This is a genomic window from Alteromonas antoniana (genome assembly GCF_019249295.1).
Taxonomy (GTDB): Bacteria; Pseudomonadota; Gammaproteobacteria; order Enterobacterales; family Alteromonadaceae; genus Alteromonas; species Alteromonas antoniana.
The window spans coordinates 1-18,493 of sequence record NZ_JAESDH010000015.1 but is presented as its reverse complement, the minus strand read 5'-3'; the positions used below and the strand labels follow the sequence as shown (position 1 = coordinate 18,493).

The 18,493-nt window shown below is 42.5% G+C and carries 16 protein-coding genes and 2 pseudogenes; 5 read left to right on the top strand and 13 right to left on the bottom strand.

Annotated features, from left to right (window positions below; all coding sequences use genetic code 11):
- Nucleotides 1-49 precede the first annotated feature (49 nt).
- From JKP77_RS13205 to JKP77_RS13145, 13 genes are all read right to left on the bottom strand, one after another.
- Nucleotides 50-523 (bottom strand): hypothetical protein, encoded by a 474-nt coding sequence (locus JKP77_RS13205; protein ID WP_001145412.1) that lies wholly within the window; start codon nt 521-523, stop codon nt 50-52.
- Nucleotides 523-804 carry an ECs_2282 family putative zinc-binding protein gene (locus tag JKP77_RS22350; RefSeq protein ID WP_001067695.1) on the bottom strand — a complete coding sequence of 94 codons (282 nt, stop codon included), beginning with the start codon at nt 802-804 and terminating at the stop codon, nt 523-525. Before JKP77_RS22350 ends, JKP77_RS13205 begins: the two co-directional genes overlap by 1 nt.
- A gap of 93 nt (nt 805-897) precedes the next feature.
- Nucleotides 898-1,752, bottom strand: a complete 855-nt coding sequence (locus tag JKP77_RS13195) for a restriction endonuclease (RefSeq protein ID WP_000255863.1) — start codon at nt 1,750-1,752, stop codon at nt 898-900.
- Nucleotides 1,752-2,879, bottom strand: coding sequence for a 5-methylcytosine-specific restriction endonuclease system specificity protein McrC (gene mcrC, locus JKP77_RS13190; protein WP_001277095.1), 1,128 nt, complete (start codon nt 2,877-2,879; stop codon nt 1,752-1,754). The genes JKP77_RS13195 and mcrC overlap by 1 nt, the downstream gene beginning before the upstream one ends.
- Nucleotides 2,879-5,077, bottom strand: a complete 2,199-nt coding sequence (locus JKP77_RS13185; protein ID WP_000210502.1) for an McrB family protein — start codon at nt 5,075-5,077, stop codon at nt 2,879-2,881. Before JKP77_RS13185 ends, mcrC begins: the two co-directional genes overlap by 1 nt.
- A gap of 15 nt (nt 5,078-5,092) precedes the next feature.
- Entirely contained in the window at nt 5,093-8,257 is a 3,165-nt protein-coding gene (locus tag JKP77_RS13180; RefSeq protein WP_001001495.1) for a type I restriction endonuclease subunit R, read from the bottom strand.
- Between the two features lie 4 nt (nt 8,258-8,261).
- Complete coding sequence (locus JKP77_RS13175; protein ID WP_002040530.1) at nt 8,262-9,416, bottom strand: BstXI family restriction endonuclease; 1,155 nt, start codon at nt 9,414-9,416, stop codon at nt 8,262-8,264.
- The gene (locus JKP77_RS13170; protein WP_000829999.1) at nt 9,413-10,117 is read right to left on the bottom strand and encodes a restriction endonuclease subunit S; all 705 of its coding nucleotides are present in this window, start codon (nt 10,115-10,117) and stop codon (nt 9,413-9,415) included. Before JKP77_RS13170 ends, JKP77_RS13175 begins: the two co-directional genes overlap by 4 nt.
- Complete coding sequence (locus JKP77_RS13165; protein ID WP_001065598.1) at nt 10,110-11,825, bottom strand: type I restriction-modification system subunit M; 1,716 nt, start codon at nt 11,823-11,825, stop codon at nt 10,110-10,112. The genes JKP77_RS13170 and JKP77_RS13165 overlap by 8 nt, the downstream gene beginning before the upstream one ends.
- Nucleotides 11,826-11,833: 8 nt before the next feature.
- Nucleotides 11,834-12,784, bottom strand: coding sequence for a WYL domain-containing protein (locus JKP77_RS13160; protein ID WP_000180271.1), 951 nt, complete (start codon nt 12,782-12,784; stop codon nt 11,834-11,836).
- A 321-nt stretch (nt 12,785-13,105) separates the two neighbouring features.
- The gene (locus JKP77_RS13155; RefSeq protein WP_000284112.1) at nt 13,106-13,405 is read right to left on the bottom strand and encodes a hypothetical protein; all 300 of its coding nucleotides are present in this window, start codon (nt 13,403-13,405) and stop codon (nt 13,106-13,108) included.
- A gap of 87 nt (nt 13,406-13,492) precedes the next feature.
- Nucleotides 13,493-14,398, bottom strand: coding sequence for a 3'-5' exonuclease (locus JKP77_RS13150; RefSeq protein ID WP_000196208.1), 906 nt, complete (start codon nt 14,396-14,398; stop codon nt 13,493-13,495).
- A 382-nt stretch (nt 14,399-14,780) separates the two neighbouring features.
- Nucleotides 14,781-15,038, bottom strand: coding sequence for a hypothetical protein (locus JKP77_RS13145; protein ID WP_000182836.1), 258 nt, complete (start codon nt 15,036-15,038; stop codon nt 14,781-14,783).
- On the opposite strand from JKP77_RS13145, the gene umuD reads away from it, so the two are divergent.
- From umuD to JKP77_RS13120, 5 genes and pseudogenes are all read left to right on the top strand, one after another.
- Nucleotides 15,037-15,486 carry a translesion error-prone DNA polymerase V autoproteolytic subunit gene (gene umuD / locus JKP77_RS13140; RefSeq protein WP_000116661.1) on the top strand — a complete coding sequence of 150 codons (450 nt, stop codon included), beginning with the start codon at nt 15,037-15,039 and terminating at the stop codon, nt 15,484-15,486. The two genes, JKP77_RS13145 and umuD, sit on opposite strands and share 2 nt — an antisense overlap.
- 7 nt (nt 15,487-15,493) lie before the next feature.
- Nucleotides 15,494-15,727: pseudogene (locus tag JKP77_RS13135) on the top strand (Y-family DNA polymerase); the annotation flags it as partial.
- A 188-nt stretch (nt 15,728-15,915) separates the two neighbouring features.
- Nucleotides 15,916-17,325, top strand: coding sequence for a tyrosine-type recombinase/integrase (locus tag JKP77_RS13130; RefSeq protein WP_061094527.1), 1,410 nt, complete (start codon nt 15,916-15,918; stop codon nt 17,323-17,325).
- 4 nt (nt 17,326-17,329) lie between these two features.
- On the top strand, nt 17,330-17,818 hold the full coding sequence (locus JKP77_RS13125) for a hypothetical protein (protein ID WP_218311694.1): 489 nt from the start codon (nt 17,330-17,332) through the stop codon (nt 17,816-17,818).
- A gap of 104 nt (nt 17,819-17,922) precedes the next feature.
- Nucleotides 17,923-18,411: pseudogene (locus tag JKP77_RS13120) on the top strand (IS21 family transposase); the annotation flags it as partial.
- Between the last annotated feature and the right edge of the window lie 82 nt (nt 18,412-18,493).

Genomic DNA, 18,493 nt, shown 5'->3' with positions numbered 1-18,493 from the left:
GCATTTATCTGTAGTTGTCTTCGTTCTAGTGAGAAAACCGACAGTTACATTACAGTGTGGGGTAAGACAGCTTTTCATTGTAAGACTGGGCATCATCCTCCCAAACTAGCCGAACAACATGCTTTCGTTTCGTTTGCATATGAACAGCGGCTATTAGCTCAACGGCTTGATACTTTTCGAGGCTTTCCATTGGAAATTTGTCAGTCACTTCTGATTCAATAACTAAATCGTTACCTTCGGGGAACTCAATTCTGACGTTTCTTGCAGTAGCAGCACCTTTATTCCAAACCTTAAGCCGATACTTACTGCTGCCAAGTTTTATAATTGATGCACCAAGGTCAGCTTGCTTTCCTTTCAGAGCATCTTCATTTTCTTTTTCCAAGAGAATGGTGTTTAGCTTTTCCTGGCTTTCGACAAGTGACTTCTGCCTCTTATTAAAGCTGACCGTTTGCCATGTTGCGTAGCCAGATAAAAGGAAAGCTAATCCAGCTATCACATCACCTGCATCAATAGTTACTGGCATTACTTAATCCTTATATTCTTGCTACCAGAAAAAGCCTTTTTTAAAGATTTACGTAGTTCGTCTTGAACGTCTTTTAAAACTTCTTCCTTGATTTCAGAAAGGTGCTCGTCAATATTTTCGCTATTCTCTTGAATAAGCTCATCTTTATTAAACTCTCGGTCACAAGATGCACAAGTCATTACTTGTATTGTTTCATCGCAACCGTCTTCGTATGAAAAGTCTGAACAGCCACAAGTCGGGCAAAGCAAGCTTATACTTCTATTGTATTTTTCAGGATTCATTCTAACTTTCCGTTATGTGAGTGGCCGTATTTAACCGCATATATTCAAGAACTAGACAATGCACGTTGGAGTTCCTTTGGTGCTTATTAACAGTTAAAGACCTAAAAACCAGCCAGGATCAACTGTTACTTTTTCAACTAACTCTGTTTTAACGCCTAAACTAAGTTCCTTAAGCTTATCGGCTAACTGATCACCATCGACCAAGTCAATCGGAGCAACGCCATCACGGTTGGCTTCTTCAATCGCAGCTTTTGTAAAGTTACCTGTAGTGATAAACATCCCACGATCAGCTCTACCAACGGTTGCGCCCCTAAAATCACGGATCTCGGGAGCCCCAACGGAACCTTTGTACTTTTTACACTGAAAAGCGATATGAAAGCTCATCAAACCGTTGATTCGGGCAATTCCTTTGCCATCGATACCACCATCACCCGTGCGACCAGTCACTTCAACATGGATAAAGCCTGATTCTCTCAATAACCTCTGTGTTAGTCGCTCAAACGCATCCGGGCTCATTTCTTCAATTAGCACATGATGCAGTTTTTCACGCCAAAGCATAGCCTCTTCAGGGGAGTCATCGGACGACAGTTCTGGAGTAGATGTCGTAGCATTAGTCTGTTCAGGCTTGCGGTCCAGTGCTCTAACAAAGTTGACAATTTCTCTGCTATCGATTTCCGGTTCCTGTCTAGCTTTATCTGTAAGTGCCCAAACGCCACGAGATGAGTTTTCAAGGTATCCAGCTTTCTTCAGGTAGGTTCTAGCCCATGCTAATCGATATCCAACTTCAGTTTGGCTACTTTTTTCAGGGTTGTGCAGAACAGCCAAAGTACCCTCATCAAACTTCTCAAGCTCGACAACTTCTTCGTATATCTCGTCGATACTGCCTGAGCCCCCAAGGTTCACTAATGCCTTTATTAGCGGTAGCATAAGTTGATCGAATGTGACCATTATTTTTTCTCCTGGAAACTCTTTTGTAAAAGAGCAAGTAGGCGCTCTCTGATTGAAATAGCTGACTCACCTAAATTAACAGTGCAAAACCATATTGGGTGGCCTTGAATTGTTACCATCTCAGCGACTTCTTTATCTACTGTCGGGTGAAGTAACATGCCAATACTTTCAAGTGATTTGGGGTCTGAAGTGTCTTCCTGGCTTCTAAGGTAAGTATACATTTGGTAGATATAACCACTGCGAAGAGTCTGTTCCCTATGCCAACCTTTAGTGGTCACTGAATTGAATTTTGTGTCGATTACCAAACGCTTGTCTGGTGAACGATTATCGATAATGATGTCTGTTTTCATGCTGGGAAGAATTTCGTCTATCCCTGAGCTTTTATCTGATATCTGCCAATCAAACTGTTTGCCAGCCAATACTCGCCACTCTCTTTTATCTAGTGCTACGGCATAGAAACCCGCTACAGCTTTTTCAAACAATTTTCTAAGCCACTCTTTTCGAGTGTCAGGAGCTGTTAGATGAAATTGACCGTCAAACTCTGTGGGTATAGCGAGTGAAAAAGCCAAATCGGCTGCAGCAACCATCTTCTGATCGCTAATATCATGGCGTCCAAATCTTTCCGACTTTCCGCTGTAATTTATTGGCTTTGCCTTGCTCACGCCTAGACGTTCTAAACTCAGCATTAAGGCTCGGCATTTATGGGCAAGAGTTGGTTTAATATTCAGCTTTGATAATCGTTCTAATGCAGATCTAACATAACGATTACGGGGAGTATCTACCGTTAACTCATCAAAGCGACAGCATACCTTACCTTTTTCAAGTAGCCTTTGCCGCTCGGTGGTTAGGGTATCTATGCGTCCACGAACTCGATTGATTACAGCAACTTTCGATTCATACCCATAGCTTAAATTTCGCATCATGCGTTCTTCAACTTGATGGCAGAGAATCTCGGCAACCAAATCTGCTATGTCTTCTGGGTTGTCTTCTACGTCGACTTTATTGGTGCCAAGGTGGCGATAAAGGTCCGAAGCATAGAGCATCAACAACCACAGGTTACGAACAGGAATCTTTCCTAATCGTCTCGACGAAGTAGTTTGGCTTTTAGCTTCAATAACGGCAGACATTAGATGCCTTCAACCAAAGCGTCTTTGGATTTGATAGCGCGTTCTATATCGTCAAACCAGTATTCTTCAAGAAGCGGTCCAATTTCAGTTTCTACGACACCTTGAAACCATGCTGCAGCATCTTCAATCTTTGTATTTAACGGTGGTGTTACATAACTGTGGCCGATTTTAAACTGAGGGCCCAAGTTGCGTTCTTTTGAAATCTCGTTATTTAGTGAGACTATGCGCTGTTCAATTAACTGCAAAAAATCGTTATCAATACCAGCCTTACTATGAACCCAATTGCGCCATGCCTCACCGAGCGTTGGCTTAAGATCAAAAAATGCGAATCGGCGACGTAGAGCAAGGTCAACAAGTGCTAATGAGCGGTCGGCAATATTCATAGTGCCAATAACATAAAGGTTAGCGGGAATATGAATTCTTTCGCCTTCAGCTCGACGATAACTAAGCTCCAAAGCTTCACTTGGCGTGCGCTTGTCAGCCTCTAACAATGTGAGCATTTCGCCAAAAATCTGAGCAGGGTTTCCTCGGTTAATTTCTTCGATAACGACTACGTGTTTGCTGCTCGCATCTTTTTTGGCTTCATTAATCATTTCCAGAAATGGACCATCAACGAGAGTTAATTTTCCTTCGCCTGATGGCCTCCAACCACGCACAAAATCTTCATATGATAGATTGGGGTGGAACTGAACAGCGCGTAGAGAGTTTTCGTCCTTTTGGCCCATTAACGCATATGCAAGTTTCTTTGCGAGCCATGTCTTACCAGTTCCCGGAGGGCCTTGGAGAATAAGGTTTTTCTTATGTCTAAGCTGAGTAATTATTTTTGCGATGCTTTCTCTTTCAAGAAAACAACCATCGGCAATGATGTCGTCAATAGTATAAGGTTCAATAGGCGCAGTCTGAACAGCAACTTCGTCTTCTTCTGCCGATAGCTCCTCGTCATCAAGGTTAGTAGCATTCGGATGAGCGGATGTGTCGGTATCCTTAAATAGCCAGGCCGAAAGCGACAGTTCTGGAAAAGAGTGTACGGGGTAGGCGTCCTCTTGAAATCGTGTTTCTAGATCATCAATCAGACCGAAGTAATCTCTTGAGCTACAGCGACCTTTTTCGCCATTCTTGCCTATTTCTAAACCCAGCTTTTTAGTGATGTATGCCTGTGATTGGCCATCAAGTGTCAGATACTTCCATGGTCTAATCCAATACAGCCCCATTGAGAGGTTCCAGCCGGTTCCCCAGCATTTAGTCGCAGTTTCATAAGCATCGTAAAGTGCCTCTGCGGTATCAGTTTCTGAGTTATTAGCGTGTTCTATGGCGGCCTCAAAAAGGTTCCATAGTGTATCAATGTCATGTTCACCCCGTCGGTATTTGTATCCAAAAAACCAAGAGCGCTGATTATTAACAACAGGGATACCTTCAAAGGAATTAGGAACAGGCGTTTCAACTTTCAAAAAAGCAGCAAGCTCGCTTGCGATGGCTATTCGGTTAGCATCGGTAATGCCCCGGTTAAACAGGCCGAAGACGGTAAACGGGCAAATATCACTTAGCAAATCTTTTGTGCCTTCCTTAGGCTGATCTTGAAGGACAGAAATGCTTTCAATTTTGTTCGGTAAATCGTGGATGGCTGCCATTAAAGAAGCACGATCATCCTTGTAAGTTAATAGCTTGTCGGCAAACTCTTCGTAAAATTGGGTCCATTTAAAACGCTGTTTATCGACAGGGGTATCACCAAAGCGCTCCTTCCAATAGGGAGCATTGCGAAAACGATCTATATCCTGGGGTTTATTATTGAAAGTGAAGTCAATAAGCCCCTCTGTCATCCAATCATCGGGAGAAACGCGCCAAATAGTGCTGCGATTGGTATAGAAATACCATTCATTAACAGGCTCAAAGCGTGGTTGCCATTCAACATCGACAAACCGGCCATCGCCATGATTACGGGTAATCACACCAATAGCTTTGATCCCCATTACTGAAACAGTCTGGCCTTTAGTATCAAAAGGGAGCTCTCGCTTTCTTGTATATGACGATTTAATGGCAATCTTGTCGCCCGGCTGCATACTGCGGACTACATCGAGATATTTATCTTCATAGCCATTTTGCCAAACGCCATCGTTGAGAAAACGCTCCGTTTGGTCTTCACTACCTTTGCCGTAGGATGCACCCACAAACCAGAATGAATTAGATTTATTTGTTGTCATCTATAAAAGCACCCTTTATTTCGTCCATGAATTCGACAATGTCTCAGCCTGCTTCAAAATAAGCTCTACAGCTTCAGCGGCTTTGTCAGGTGGATATTTGTAACGCTGTAAAGTGCGGCGCACGAGTATTTTTAATTTAGCTCGAACACTGTCACGAACTTGCCAATCAACCGTGGTCGATTTTCTGAGTTTGTCTGTGATTTCGACGGCAATCTTTTTAAGGATCTCATCACCAAGTTCACGTACTGCACTTTCGTTGTTGGCTAGAGCATCATAAAACGCGATTTCATCTGGATTTAACCCCAGTTCAGCCTCGCGCATCATTTCTTCCTGAAACTCTTTGGCCATTTGAATAAGTTCTTCAATGACCTGAGCTGTTTCAATGGCGCGGTTATTGTACTTTCTAAGCGTTTCTTGCAAGCGGTCTGCGTATTTCTTCTCTTGCACAACGTTATTACGTGTTTTCGCTTTAATGTCATCCTTGAGAAGTTTTTCAAGTAACTCAACGGCGAGGTTGCGCTCCGGCATCTGTCGCACGTCTTCTAAAAACTCATCCGATAGCAAACCAATATTGGGCTTGTCCAAGCCACAAAGTGCGAACACGTCAGCAACGCCTTCGGCGATCACTGCGTTATCTAGGATCTGTTTCAGTGCCGAGTTCTTTTCTTCCTGAGTGCGCTTTCTATCCACACTGGTAAATTTGCTGATAGCGGCCTTAATGGCAGAGTAAAAAGCTATTTCGCACCGATACTCTTTGGCCTCATCCAAGGTACTGCATAGTGAGTATGATTTTGTTGCCGCCAACACTAAGTCTAAGAAACGCTTTTTGCCATCCTCTAAGCCAAGTACATAGTTAGCGGCAGGCACCAATAGTTTGTGCGCTTGAGTTTCATACCCCGATATGTCCAAACCATCGGATTTTGGTGTTTTACCAAACATGCCACGGATAGCATCAATTTTTTCTAAAAGAATGGAAAACGCTTCTTCTGCATTGAGTGTTGGCTCGCCTTTACCTTTAGAGTCTGTATAGGTTTTCAATGCTTGCTTAAGCTCGTTAGCAATACCAATGTAGTCAACAACTAAACCGCCTGGCTTGTTTTTAAATACGCGGTTAACCCGCGCAATGGCCTGCATCAGGTTATGGCCTTTCATCGGTTTATCCACGTACATAGTGTTACAACAAGGCGCATCAAACCCCGTTAACCACATGTCCCTGACAATGACCAACTTCAGAGGATCATTCATATCTTTAAAGCGCTTTTCTAAGCGTTTTTTGGTTTTTTTGTTATAGATATGGGGTTGCAAAAGTGGCTTGTCCGAAGCTGACCCTGTCATCACAATCTTAATCGCCCCTTTTTCAGGATCATCCGAATGCCATTCTGGGCGCAGTGCAATAATCTCATTGTAGAGATGCGCACAGATATCACGGCTCATAGCCACTATCATGGCTTTACCATCCATAGTGGCATTGCGTGTCTCAAAGTGCTCGATCAAGTCAGCTGCAACTTGGCTTAATCTAGGCGTCGCACCAACAAGCTTTTCAAGACGGCTCCATTCCCCCTTAGTTTTTTCACGGTTGCTTACGTCCTCTTCGTCCTCTACCACTTCATCAACTTGATCGGACAACTCAGCGATTTCAGCATGGTTCAAATCAAGCTTTGCCAAGCGTGACTCATAATAAATAGGAACGGTTGCGCCATCATCTACTGCATCTTGAATGTCGTAGATGGACACATAGCCACCAAATACAGCGCGAGTGTCTTTGTCTTCTTGTGAAATGGGTGTACCAGTAAAACCAATAAAGGAAGCAGACGGTAGCGCATCGCGCATATGCTTGGCGTAACCAAACTTATATTGACCATCTGCACTTAAGGTGGCTTTCAGGCCATATTGGCTGCGGTGTGCTTCGTCTGAGATAACAACTATATTGTGACGCTCATTGAGTATTGGATGATGCTTCTCGTCGTCAAGCAGGGCAAACTTTTGCACTGTGGTAAAAATGATGCCGCCAGACTCTCTTTCAGCTAACAACTGTCTTAGCGCATCCCTGTCAGATGCTTGAACAGGCGTTTGCTTCAAGAGCTCAACTGCGTTGCAGAACGTGGCATAGAGCTGACCATCTAGATCATTGCGGTCGGTAACAACAATCAGCGTTGGGTTATTCATAGCCTTTTGTTGAAGCAACATACCGGCATAACAACACATTGAAATACTTTTGCCGCTGCCTTGAGTGTGCCAAACCACACCTGCTTTTTTACTACCAGGTACTACCTCATCGGCATAGGTTGCCCGCTTCTCTGTTACGCCATCAATTTGCTGAGCCGCAATGACTGTCGTCTTTACCGCTTCTCGCACAGCATGAAACTGGTGATAACCAGCAATCTTTTTAATGATCGTCTCACCGTCTGTTTCAAACAATACAAAAAATCGTATGTAATCCAGCAGCAACTCACGATCAAAAAAACCGCGAACCATGGTTTCTAGCTGCCACTCCAGTAAAGGTTTATCGTTTTCATTATTAATAGTGCGCCAAGGCATAAAACGCTCTTGGTTAGCAGTTAGAGAGCCGACCCGAGCGGTGTAACCATCACTGACTACTAGCGCCTCATTGAAGATAAAAAGGTCTGAGACTTCATCTTTATAGGTTTGCAGTTGATTAAAGGCATCCCAAATATCGGCATTTTCATCGCTTGGGCTTTTCAACTCAAGAACAGCAATCGGTAAGCCGTTGATAAAACAAATGACATCAGGCCGACGTGGCTGTTTGGTGCCAGTAATCGTGAACTGATTGACGACAGTAAATAGATTATTGTTCAAGTTATCGAAGTCGATAATAAAAACATGATCCTGTATCGATTCACCATCGGCTCCCTTATATACAACAGGAACTCCTTGCAACAAGAAACGATGAAAAGAACGGTTACTTGTAACTAAATCAAAAAAATCAGGTTTTAATATAATGGCTTTAAACTGTTCATAGCAGATATCTATTTGAACAACAGGAATATGGTTATTGATTTTTTCAAATGCTAATTTTAAGTAAGTTTCTAAGATAACGTCAGAGTAATTCTTTCTCAGAGGATTGTTGCCATCTGGACCAATATCAGGCCCATGAAGAATATCCCAATGATTTTCCCTAAACCAACCTAAACAAAGGCTCTCTAGATTTTCTTCATTCATAACTTTAATCCCTCTCTATATACAGCTCTTCAGAGATTCTGATCCAAACAGCTCCATTCGGGGATCTAATCATCTTGTCGTCATCACTAATCCACCCAAAAGTTTCAATGCTATCACCAATTAACTTAGCTACTTTTATATCCATTTCCTTTACTTCAGCAAGCGAATAACATCTTCGCTGCCCAAGCTTGGTATTACAAGTTGCATGCCCCCAAGAAACGTAGAAGTGATTATGATGCAACCGTTCATATTCAAGTGGAATCATATGAAATAGATTTACTGTAGTAGAACGATTGGTTCCATCTACTATTAGGCCAGAGTTTAAAAGAGATTCTTCATTCTCAAGGTTTATATGACTATGAAGCTCATCATATGAAATTCTTTTGAGGCATAGTGGGCAAGTTGTAATATTTCCTTTCATCATCCCAAGATAGTTATAGTGAACCCCATCACTAAGTGAGCACTCATCTAGAATTAATTTCAGATGTAATGCTTGTGATGCTGTATATGGGCTAGACGATGTATGTATAATTTGCCATGCTAAAGATGCTTGTGATAGAAAATTAGTTTCCTTGTTAGCATATTCAGGAGCAAAAATCCCCTGCGGTGGCCCTTCGATAACTTCATTTTTTATAATTTTCTTGCCTCCACCAACTTTTGGAAGGCGAAGAATATAATGCCCTTTGTCTAATACTTCTGAACTTCTTTTTTCAACGATATTTCCATTCTTATCCTCCAAGTGACGAACGGACCATTCGTCAAGCGGTGGAAACTCATCAAAAGATTGATGAGAGCGATACAATACAAAAGCATTTTCACCGATTACGAGTGGCTCACCATCTGGCAAATTTATTTCACTCAAAATACCTGAAGAAATAAAAGCTTGATCAGGGTACAGCCTTACGATGTACCCATCTTCATAGTTTGAAGTATCAATAACATTAATCTTTTCAAAAGGAATGATAACTTTATTGTTTCTATAAACATGATTTTGATAAGCCCCCTTCTTTCCTCCTCGCGGTGTTGCGTAGCCTGCTTTTGAAAGTTTTTTCTTATCTTTTTCTTCCAGAAATGACCAGCAGTTAGTCGGCCAAGGATCGCACTTCCCAGTATGACCAATCAACTTTCGGCAACTACCTTTTTGACACAAACCAATCATAATGAGAGCCTTTTACTAAGATCATCTATTGAAAGCTCCCCTGAAAATAGTAGGAACATCACTTGATTTATTGTCTTTTCTAACTCGTTACTTTCTGCTTTTATATTGCTAAGTTGCTGCATATCTAATGCGGATTGTTCTAGTGCATGCCCTGATAGTTTACAAAACTGAAGTGCGCTAATTACTTTCAATATTTTGTCTTGTACATCTACTGAAGGCACTGATATGTGAAACTCAAAGAGATCACTTTTATAGAGTTCAGGATATGTTGAACCATTAGCAACTGCGTCAAGATAAGGCTTATTCAAGCGAAACCAATATGCTAAATAAAGCGGCCTCAAAAGTGGCCCACATGTAAAATTCAAAAAACCTTGATTTGTAGCCATAGGAACAGTGTTGACAGCAACTGCACCAACAGGGGCTCTTTTACTGAGCATTACTGTTCCTGCAGGCAATAGTTTTGCTGCCGAACTTTTAAGACCTAAAGTAGTGATATTTCTCTCTGTTTTACTGACGTAAACACCATCCATGTCAGTAATTTCTTTGGGAGTTAGCCATGGAATATCTCCTTCCCAATAATCATCTTCATTTGTTTTGGGTGTGCCACCTGATTCAACCTGAAGAATTAATCCAGTTTTTTTACAAGCCTCTAAAGTTCCATGAAACCAATCTTTATGACTTAATAGAAATGGTTCAGCCATTTGAAACTTTCTCCATTATTTGTTTTGTTTTTTCAGCCGCCAGAACTACTTCATTAAGCCTATTACTTACTTTTTGAATATTCTTAAACATTTCAATCTGTGCTTCCTTCGATACAAGATTTTTCCTGTCAAAACCCACATATCGACCTGGTACAAGGGCATATTTATGCCTTTCTATCTCACTTATATCAACACTTCTACAAAACCCAGGCTGATCTTTGTATCCTTCAGATCTAACCCAGTCTTTATAACAATCCGCTATTTGTTCTATTTCAGACTTTGATAGAGATCTGATTACTTTAGTCTCAAGAGTTCCTAAATTTTTAGCATTGATAAATAGCACATTTTTCGCTCTGTTTTGTCTTTTGTCTTTTGCTTTACTAAAGCACCAAATACATGCACCAATTTGCGTGTTAGTGAATAAATGTGTCGGGAGAGCAATCACACAATCTAATAAATTACTATCAACGATGGACTTCCTTATTTCATATTCGTCTTTAGCATTTACGGTCAAAGACCCATTTGAAAGTAAGATTGCTGCCTTACCATTAGAATTTAGGTGATGGATAATATGTTGAAGCCATCCATAATTAGCATTCCCTTTTGGAGGTGTTCCATACATCCATCTTATATCTCCTTGTAACTTTTCACTCCACCATTCTTTCATGTTAAACGGAGGATTTGCCATTACGAAATCAGCTTTAAGATCTGGATGCTGATCATCTAGAAAAGTATCAGCGTTTTTATTCCCAAAATTAAAATCAATGCCTCTTATAGCCATATTCATAGCCGCAAGCTTCCATGTGGTAGGATTGCTTTCTTGACCATAAACAGATATGTGTTTTTTTTGTTCTGATGCGTTGTATTTTTTTTCTTTTGCGTGTTCTTCAATAAATTTTTCACTTGAAACGAAAAATCCACCCGACCCCATTGCAGGATCATAAACCCGCCCCTGATATGGCTCTAGCAATTCAACAATTAGAGTAACAATACTTTTAGGTGTGTAATACTGCCCACCTTGTTTTCCCTCAGCCAACGCGAATTGCCCCAAAAAATATTCATATACATGACCAAGAATATCTTTGCTTTTTAAGCTTAACTTCTTTCCATTAAACTCAGGATTACTAAAACTCGTATCAGAGAATCTATTTATTAACTCTGTTAGATTCGTATTTTCAACTTCGTAACGACTTATTCGAGGTAAAACTCCCTTTAACTTTGGATTTGCTGGCTTATCATTTATCCGATGCGACTCTATTTCATCCAGTGCATTGTCAATCAACCATGAAATTGATCTCAATTTAATTTCATTTCCATGACTATCTTTGTCAATTACACTACCGATCGGAAGAGAAGCAGTACTTTTTATAAATTTCCATCTTGCCCTTTTTGGTATCCAGAAAACGTTTTTCTCTTGATAGTATTCGTGCAGTTCTAACTCTGCATTGACCGCATCGTTGTATTCTTCGTCAGAGTCATAATCTTCACGAGGCATGTAATAAATATTGTCATCGCTATCGTCCTGAGTAAACAACTGACGTAACTCTTGTTGGCGCTCTTCAAAAGCGTCTGACACATACTTTAGAAAGATGATCCCTAGCACGACATGCTTATAGTTAGCGGCATCGAGGTTGTTACGTAACCGATCGGCTGCCGACCACAACTTTACATCGAGTTCTTTTAAAAACTGCTGTTCTGAATTATTCATGTTCTTCCCTATGCTGTGACGCTATCGAAACCAGGCGCAATCGCAAGGTTACCCACACCGTATAAAGTTTGATAATTTTTTAACCATAAATGAAATTCGGGTGTTTTTAGCTGAGCTGCTTTGGAGCAATCGACATTCCATTGTCTGAGTAAATAACCTGCCGTTGCCGCTCTAATCTCAATCTTTAAAACACCACCTTTCATGCCATAGTCAAGCTCAATCGCTTCGCTGTGCTCTATGCGTGGGTGCGGTACTAACTCAAGCTCTACAAAGCGATTCCATTGCCGGTCTTGGGTTTCAAGTTCAGCCTCTGACAGAATGGAATCCTCAAGCACGACCGCTGCTTTAATTCGGGTAAGCACAAAGTCACGGAACCCATTTGGCGCTCCGCTTTGGCCATGCTTGCGGTCAAAACCACGAACGTGCCAACGCAGGCCATTGTCCACCAGCGTATGCGGCACTATTTCACGCGTAGTTTCACCACTCGATAACGACACATAGGTAATGCTCAAGGCTTTGCCTTTGTGGATGGCTTCGGTGACCTTCGCCACTATCGACAAACTCGGCTTGTTAAGGTGATAAGGCGCTTCACAAGCCAATGGTGGTTTTACCTTTCCAGTAAAGCCATCTCCGTAGCCTTGGCTAATGGTTGCCAGTGTTCTGACAACGTCGTAGTCGAACAAGGGTTCAAAAGCTTCACCGCGCTTATGCAATTTGAGCTTTTGGTCATACTCAATGTTGCCTGGCGCAAGCTCTCGGTACATGGTGAAGTCTTTCGTTGCTTGTGCAGCAGCTATGCTGAACCGATCTACTAAGTCTGCCCGTACCGCTTCTCCCTTAAACAATAAGGTGAAATCGATGTGGGCAATGCGATCCCTGGTTGCTTGTGGCAACTGCGCTATCTGCGAAAGCCTATCTGGCTTCACCACTACCGTTTGTTTCAGACCATCATTTGTCATGCGTCTTGTTTATCCAATTCAACCAGATTCTTAAAACTCTGTTTATAAAGTACGGTCAGACATCGCGTAATCACATTGAATAGTGTCACTCAATGCTGCTCTTCATCCGCAATGACTAATCAATCTCTACCGGTTGAAGCTGGACAGATGGCCATAAAACACTGAATAGGCTTCAACCTAATTAATTTTATTAGGTATCATCCTATCACAAATTATTTTGTAGGGAAGACTAAGCGGCAACTTTTTGATCTGGATTGCAATTGCCGCTCAGGTATGGGCGTGAAGACCTTGTTTGGTGCCATCGATGATAGTTGCTATCAATCAATGCGCTACCCGAACCAGTGGCACCACGATGTAACTGCAATGAGATACCCCTTTGTCCGACTCTGTAGACATCAGGGCTCGTTGCTCACTCTCCCGAATGCGCCTGGCGACTTCTGCCTGGGCTGGTAGCAATGGCAGCATCCCTTCAGCAATCGCGTCCGGTGCAGACTCTTGGCCACAGGACATCAAGTGCTTCCATGGATCTTTAAGAAAGCGCTCGAACGTGATGCCAAATTCAATGATGCGGGCAGAGACGAAGATTTCGCCCCAGTATTCAATGTAGGTGTCTTGGTACATGGAAAGATTCCTCTTGTTGGTTAAACCATGAGTTCACTTTCCATTTTCCAGAGATTCTCAAATATGCAAGGCTTAACTTATAGAGAGCTACAAAGCTTTAAATCGATTGCGAGCATCTTTGTAGTCATAGTGGGCATGTTCTGAGCCACGATGGTACAAATCATCCAGGTAAGTTTGTTCCTGCGGTAACTCGTCTTCGCTGATTTCGCGCCACCAATGCTTGTTGGCACCTTTAACACCGTCATGCCAGCGGTAACCACGCTCTTTTAAATAGTCCTTTACGTCAAACGGCGCACCAAACGCACGAACTAACACAGTTCGCCTGTCCGCTTCAGACAACAAGTTTGCAACGGACTCGGGCAACAAATGGAACAACCAGGCCATCGCCAAACAATCGGTTGCAGCTCGGTGTCCTTCATAAAACCAACCTAAGCGAAGCAGCAGGTACTCAAGCTTTCGACTTTCAAAACCCAGTGCCTTCCAATCTATGCCACTGGCTGAACAGGCCCAAGATAGATGGCCTAATGCAGCAAACCGCTTTTCAAAGAAAGGACGATCAAACTGCGCATTGTGTGCAACCACCAGCGGATCATCGGATAACCAACTCGCTACCAGTGAATCATCAATGTGCTGGCCTTGCACCATATCATCGGTGATACCGGTTAACTCGGTAATCAGCTCGGGGATAGGCTTACCGGGATCTTCATACAAGCTGATCACATCAACAATCGACACAATCCGCTGAGCAGAGGGGCTGTAAAGCACCTTAACCATACCAAGCTCAATAATGGACTCGTCCTCGGCAGACAGTCCGGTTGTCTCTGTATCGAGCAGCACCATTGGCTGTTCATCACCAACCATAGGAGAAAGTTCAAGTGGCCAGGACTGCGGCTCACGCGTTAATGGAATACGCTCCAGCAATCTAAAATCTTCTGGTCTTTCTGGAATATCCGCGAGGCGCTCTAGCGGAAATGGCGCAGGGGCTCTTGTCATTGATGGTTCCTCTTCAATTCTATTGTTCGCTTTGGGTTATTTCACTGTGCCACAGGTTTCTCTAAATGCACCTTGGATACCTCAGCGTTTTTTTGATCTTTCTACTGGGTGACCCATGTATGAAGGCTTTGGCTAAGCCTTTCAGAAAGCCTTAGCTAAACCCTTTAGGTAACCCTTACCGATACCCTTTAGGTATGGCTTAGCCAACCCCTTTTCAAACGGTTGAAAAAGGCTTGAACTGAGTTCGACTGAGCATTTTAATGATGCTCCTGACTTCGCTTTAAGCCAGTAAATTCAATACGAAGCAGAATTTTACTAACTGTTTTTAAACCCTTTGCAAAGGGTTCAACAAGCCTTGTTTGACGGTTACTTGACCCATGCGTTAACCAGTAGCAGTAACAGGATCAGTAACAGAAACAAGAGCAGTAGGCAGAAGCAGTATTGTCCAAGCCTTGCAGGCTTTGACGAGGGCGAGCAATCCCCACATCAAGCTTTTCAACACAAAAAAGAAATCACCCACGACACAACGTCTTACTCGAACAACTACAGTTTTACCTACAATTTTACTTGTAGAAATCAGCATAGCATCAGATACTGTATAAACAAACAGTATTAATTCTATTTTTTCGAGGTTCGTCATGAGTGTCTCGCTGATAGGCCGTAGCGGCGCACTTGCCTTCATCAAAGCCAAGCGCCTTCGTATTCCATTGTTCATGGAACGTGTTTCTGCTGGTTTTCCCTCACCAGCGCAGGATTATGTTGAGCAAACGCTCGACCTCAACGAGCTGTGCATCAAGCGACCGGCTGCAACGTTCTTTGTGCGTGTTGAAGGTGATTCAATGATTGATGCTGGGATTCACCCAGATGATATTTTGGTGGTTGATCGTTCTGTTCAAGCAGAACACGGTGACATTGTCATCGCTGGCATCCATGGAGAACTCACGGTAAAGGAGCTTCAACTAAGGCCGTGCGTCAAGCTGATCCCAAGAAACCAGGCGTATGAGCCCATTCATATTCCTGAAGGGGCAGAGTTAGAGATATTTGGTGTGGTCACCAATGTGGTGCGAAACATGCGCCGTAAGTCGTGACTGTCCCATGCCTGTATTTGCCTTGGTGGACTGCAACAACTTTTACGCCAGTTGTGAGAAGCTGTTTCGTCCTGATTTAAAAGATACGCCGGTTGTGGTGCTGTCCAACAATGACGGCTGCGTGGTTGCACGCTCGCGTGAAGCTAAGTTACTCGGTATTAAAATGGGCGTACCCGTCTTTCAGATCAAAGCCGAAATGCAGCGCCATGGCATTTTGGCATTCTCCTCTAACTATGCGCTTACAGTTGGGAAATACTTTAGACATCACATGTTGTAATGTTTCAGGTTGTATAAATTAGACGTCGAGATGAGGGGTGGTTACAATTTTTACTATTGGTTAAGAAATATCTTGAAAAAGTAGATGTATGAACGCGTAACCCCCTGGGGGAAGGCTTAGCAGTGTGAATAACGGATGATTTAGGTGTTAATGTGATTGAACAAAATAGGTCGTTTCCAGATGACTTCGGCTTTGACTATTGTCTTATGTGGATTAGTACGGAGAAATATCCCTCATTTATAAGTAGGCCACACCCTGACAGTGGCGAGATCATCCATGACGTTAGGGACAACTCAAAACCATTTGCTCATAAACTTCCAATTTTAATAGACCCCGATGGTATCAATGTGGTGCCAGTGAATCTATATCTTCACTCTTTGTTGGCAGATCCAGATATATCCTCCGATAAGACGATTCAATCCCATGCAGTTGCGTTATTGAGCTTCTATCGGTGGTTGAGCACGGAAATCCCCGAACATACACACCCAAGGACTGGCCTTCTGGTTGATGAAAAACCTCCGTTAACAATATATGACTGCACCGAGAAGGTAGAGGAAAGTCCAATCGTGAGATATCGAGACTATTTATTGGAAAACCTTTATACCAAGGATGAAACTGGAAAAGTCGGTGGTTCTCCAAGTACAGCCTCTAACTATGTTTTGAAAGTTGTCAATTACTTCATCTTCCTTCATCGCCAGCGGATCATTTCAATCAGCAAAACCTTTCGACCATTTGAGTTTAAGGCAAAGACTGTTCGCATAAGCAACAAAGGAAACAGAGCACAACATGAAATGCTCTCACATCTCAATCGCAGTCACAGTAAGGAAATTATTGTATACACCACAGGTCTCACTAGACCATTTAAGAACATAAAAAAACCTCAAGATGCTGATATTCGAGAGCTTAACCCACTTCGTGAAGATGAAAAACAAGAGCTTTATAAACACCTTGATATTGAAAATTCATCTGACACTAAAGCCCTAATGGTGTACTTAAAAACTGAAACGGGATTGAGATTGGAGGAATTAATAACATTTCCTGCCTCTGTCGTGGACAAGCCAAAAGCTAAAGTAGTTAAGGTGCAAATTGGTGAGAATATTAACGGTTGCTTAACCAAGTTCAAAAAAAACAGAACAATTGAAATCCCAGCCAGTGTCATGGATCTGTTGTACGAGTACAAGTTAAGTAAGGCGAGGAAGAAGGCTATTGAAAAAGGATTACTTCGCCATAACCACTTATTCGTTAAATCGAATGGCAATATCTACGCTCCAAACACCATTCAAAAGTATGTGGAAACTATCCGCAATGATTTGACACACTGTGGGCTTGATATTTATTTTGCCCCTCATGACTTACGAGCCACTTTCGCAACCGACTGGCTGTACAGCAAACATATGGAAACAGGTAAGCCCTTCGAGGCTTTGTTACAGGAGCTGGCTGATTTGATGGGGCATGAAAGCACCTCTACCACTCAAAAATACGTTAACTACATGAATGACAATAAAACATGGTTGGAATTCGCTCAGCGTAAAAATCAATTCGCACAACAATCGCTGAGGTGATGATATGGCAAAAAGTCGATTAGCAGCATCGAGAAATCAAAATAAATCACCCGCTCCGCCGATTACTAAGAAAAATGTTACTTCATTAGATTTGATCGTTGATATACGGCCAGAAGGGGTGCTAAACAGCACAAGACACAATTTTATTTATTGGTGTCATGAACAGTGTGATCCCAAAAAACCATTAGCTAAACCCTCTCGACTGGAAAGAATGCAAAAGCTAAAAAGATGGGTTGATCAAGAGAAGAAAAATGAAACCAATGCATGGTCTCTAGTAGTTAAATTAAGCGCCTTAAAGACTTACATTGCATTTTGCGACATTAAGAAGTTCGACCCTTTTAGTCAGGCTGGATATCTTTATTACGCTGGTAACTCAGGTGAGTTACGGCGCTTGCATGTTCCGGCCCATTCCGATCACCCATTTCGGTTCAATCCGATCACTGATTTCGGTCTAATCCGATCGCCTATTTCGGAGTTATCCGATCAAAAATGACGTTTTTCCGAAATCACTGATCGGAATCCCGAAATCTTCTTCTTTTTCTCATTAAATCAATTGGTAAGCTCCACTTCATCACTTTATTGAAGGAATGAGCTGCCATGGCGAGAAAGAGAACCGATATGAGAAAGATTAAAGACGTCCTGCGTCTCAAATTCGAAGTAGGATTAAGCCATCGAGACATCGGCCAATGCTTAAGTCTTGGTCCTTCAACCGTGAGTGAAATACTCTCGCGCTTTAAATCCAGTGACTTATCGTGGCCGTTGCCGGAAGCGCTAAACGATAAAACGCTCGAAGCGCAGTTGTATAGCACGGGTCCCGTTCAGCGCCAGAAACGGCTGCCTGACTTTATGCTAATGCAGCAAGAGTTGAAGCGCAAAGGCATGACTAAGCTCTTGCTGTGGGAAGAATATTGCGCCGAGGATAGTGCGTCAGCCTACGGCTACACGCAGTTCTGCGAGCACTATCAGCGGTGGCTTAAAAAGCAGAAACGCAGTATGCGACAACATCACATCGCAGGCGATAAGTTGTTTATTGACTATTGCGGACCAACGGTACCTATCATCAATCCTGATACGGGCGAAGTTCGTTATCACGTAAGCGATCAATATAGACCGTTGTGATTCGTTTAGTGTTTGAGGCTATCTTCGTTTAAGGAGATGCGTTCTATAT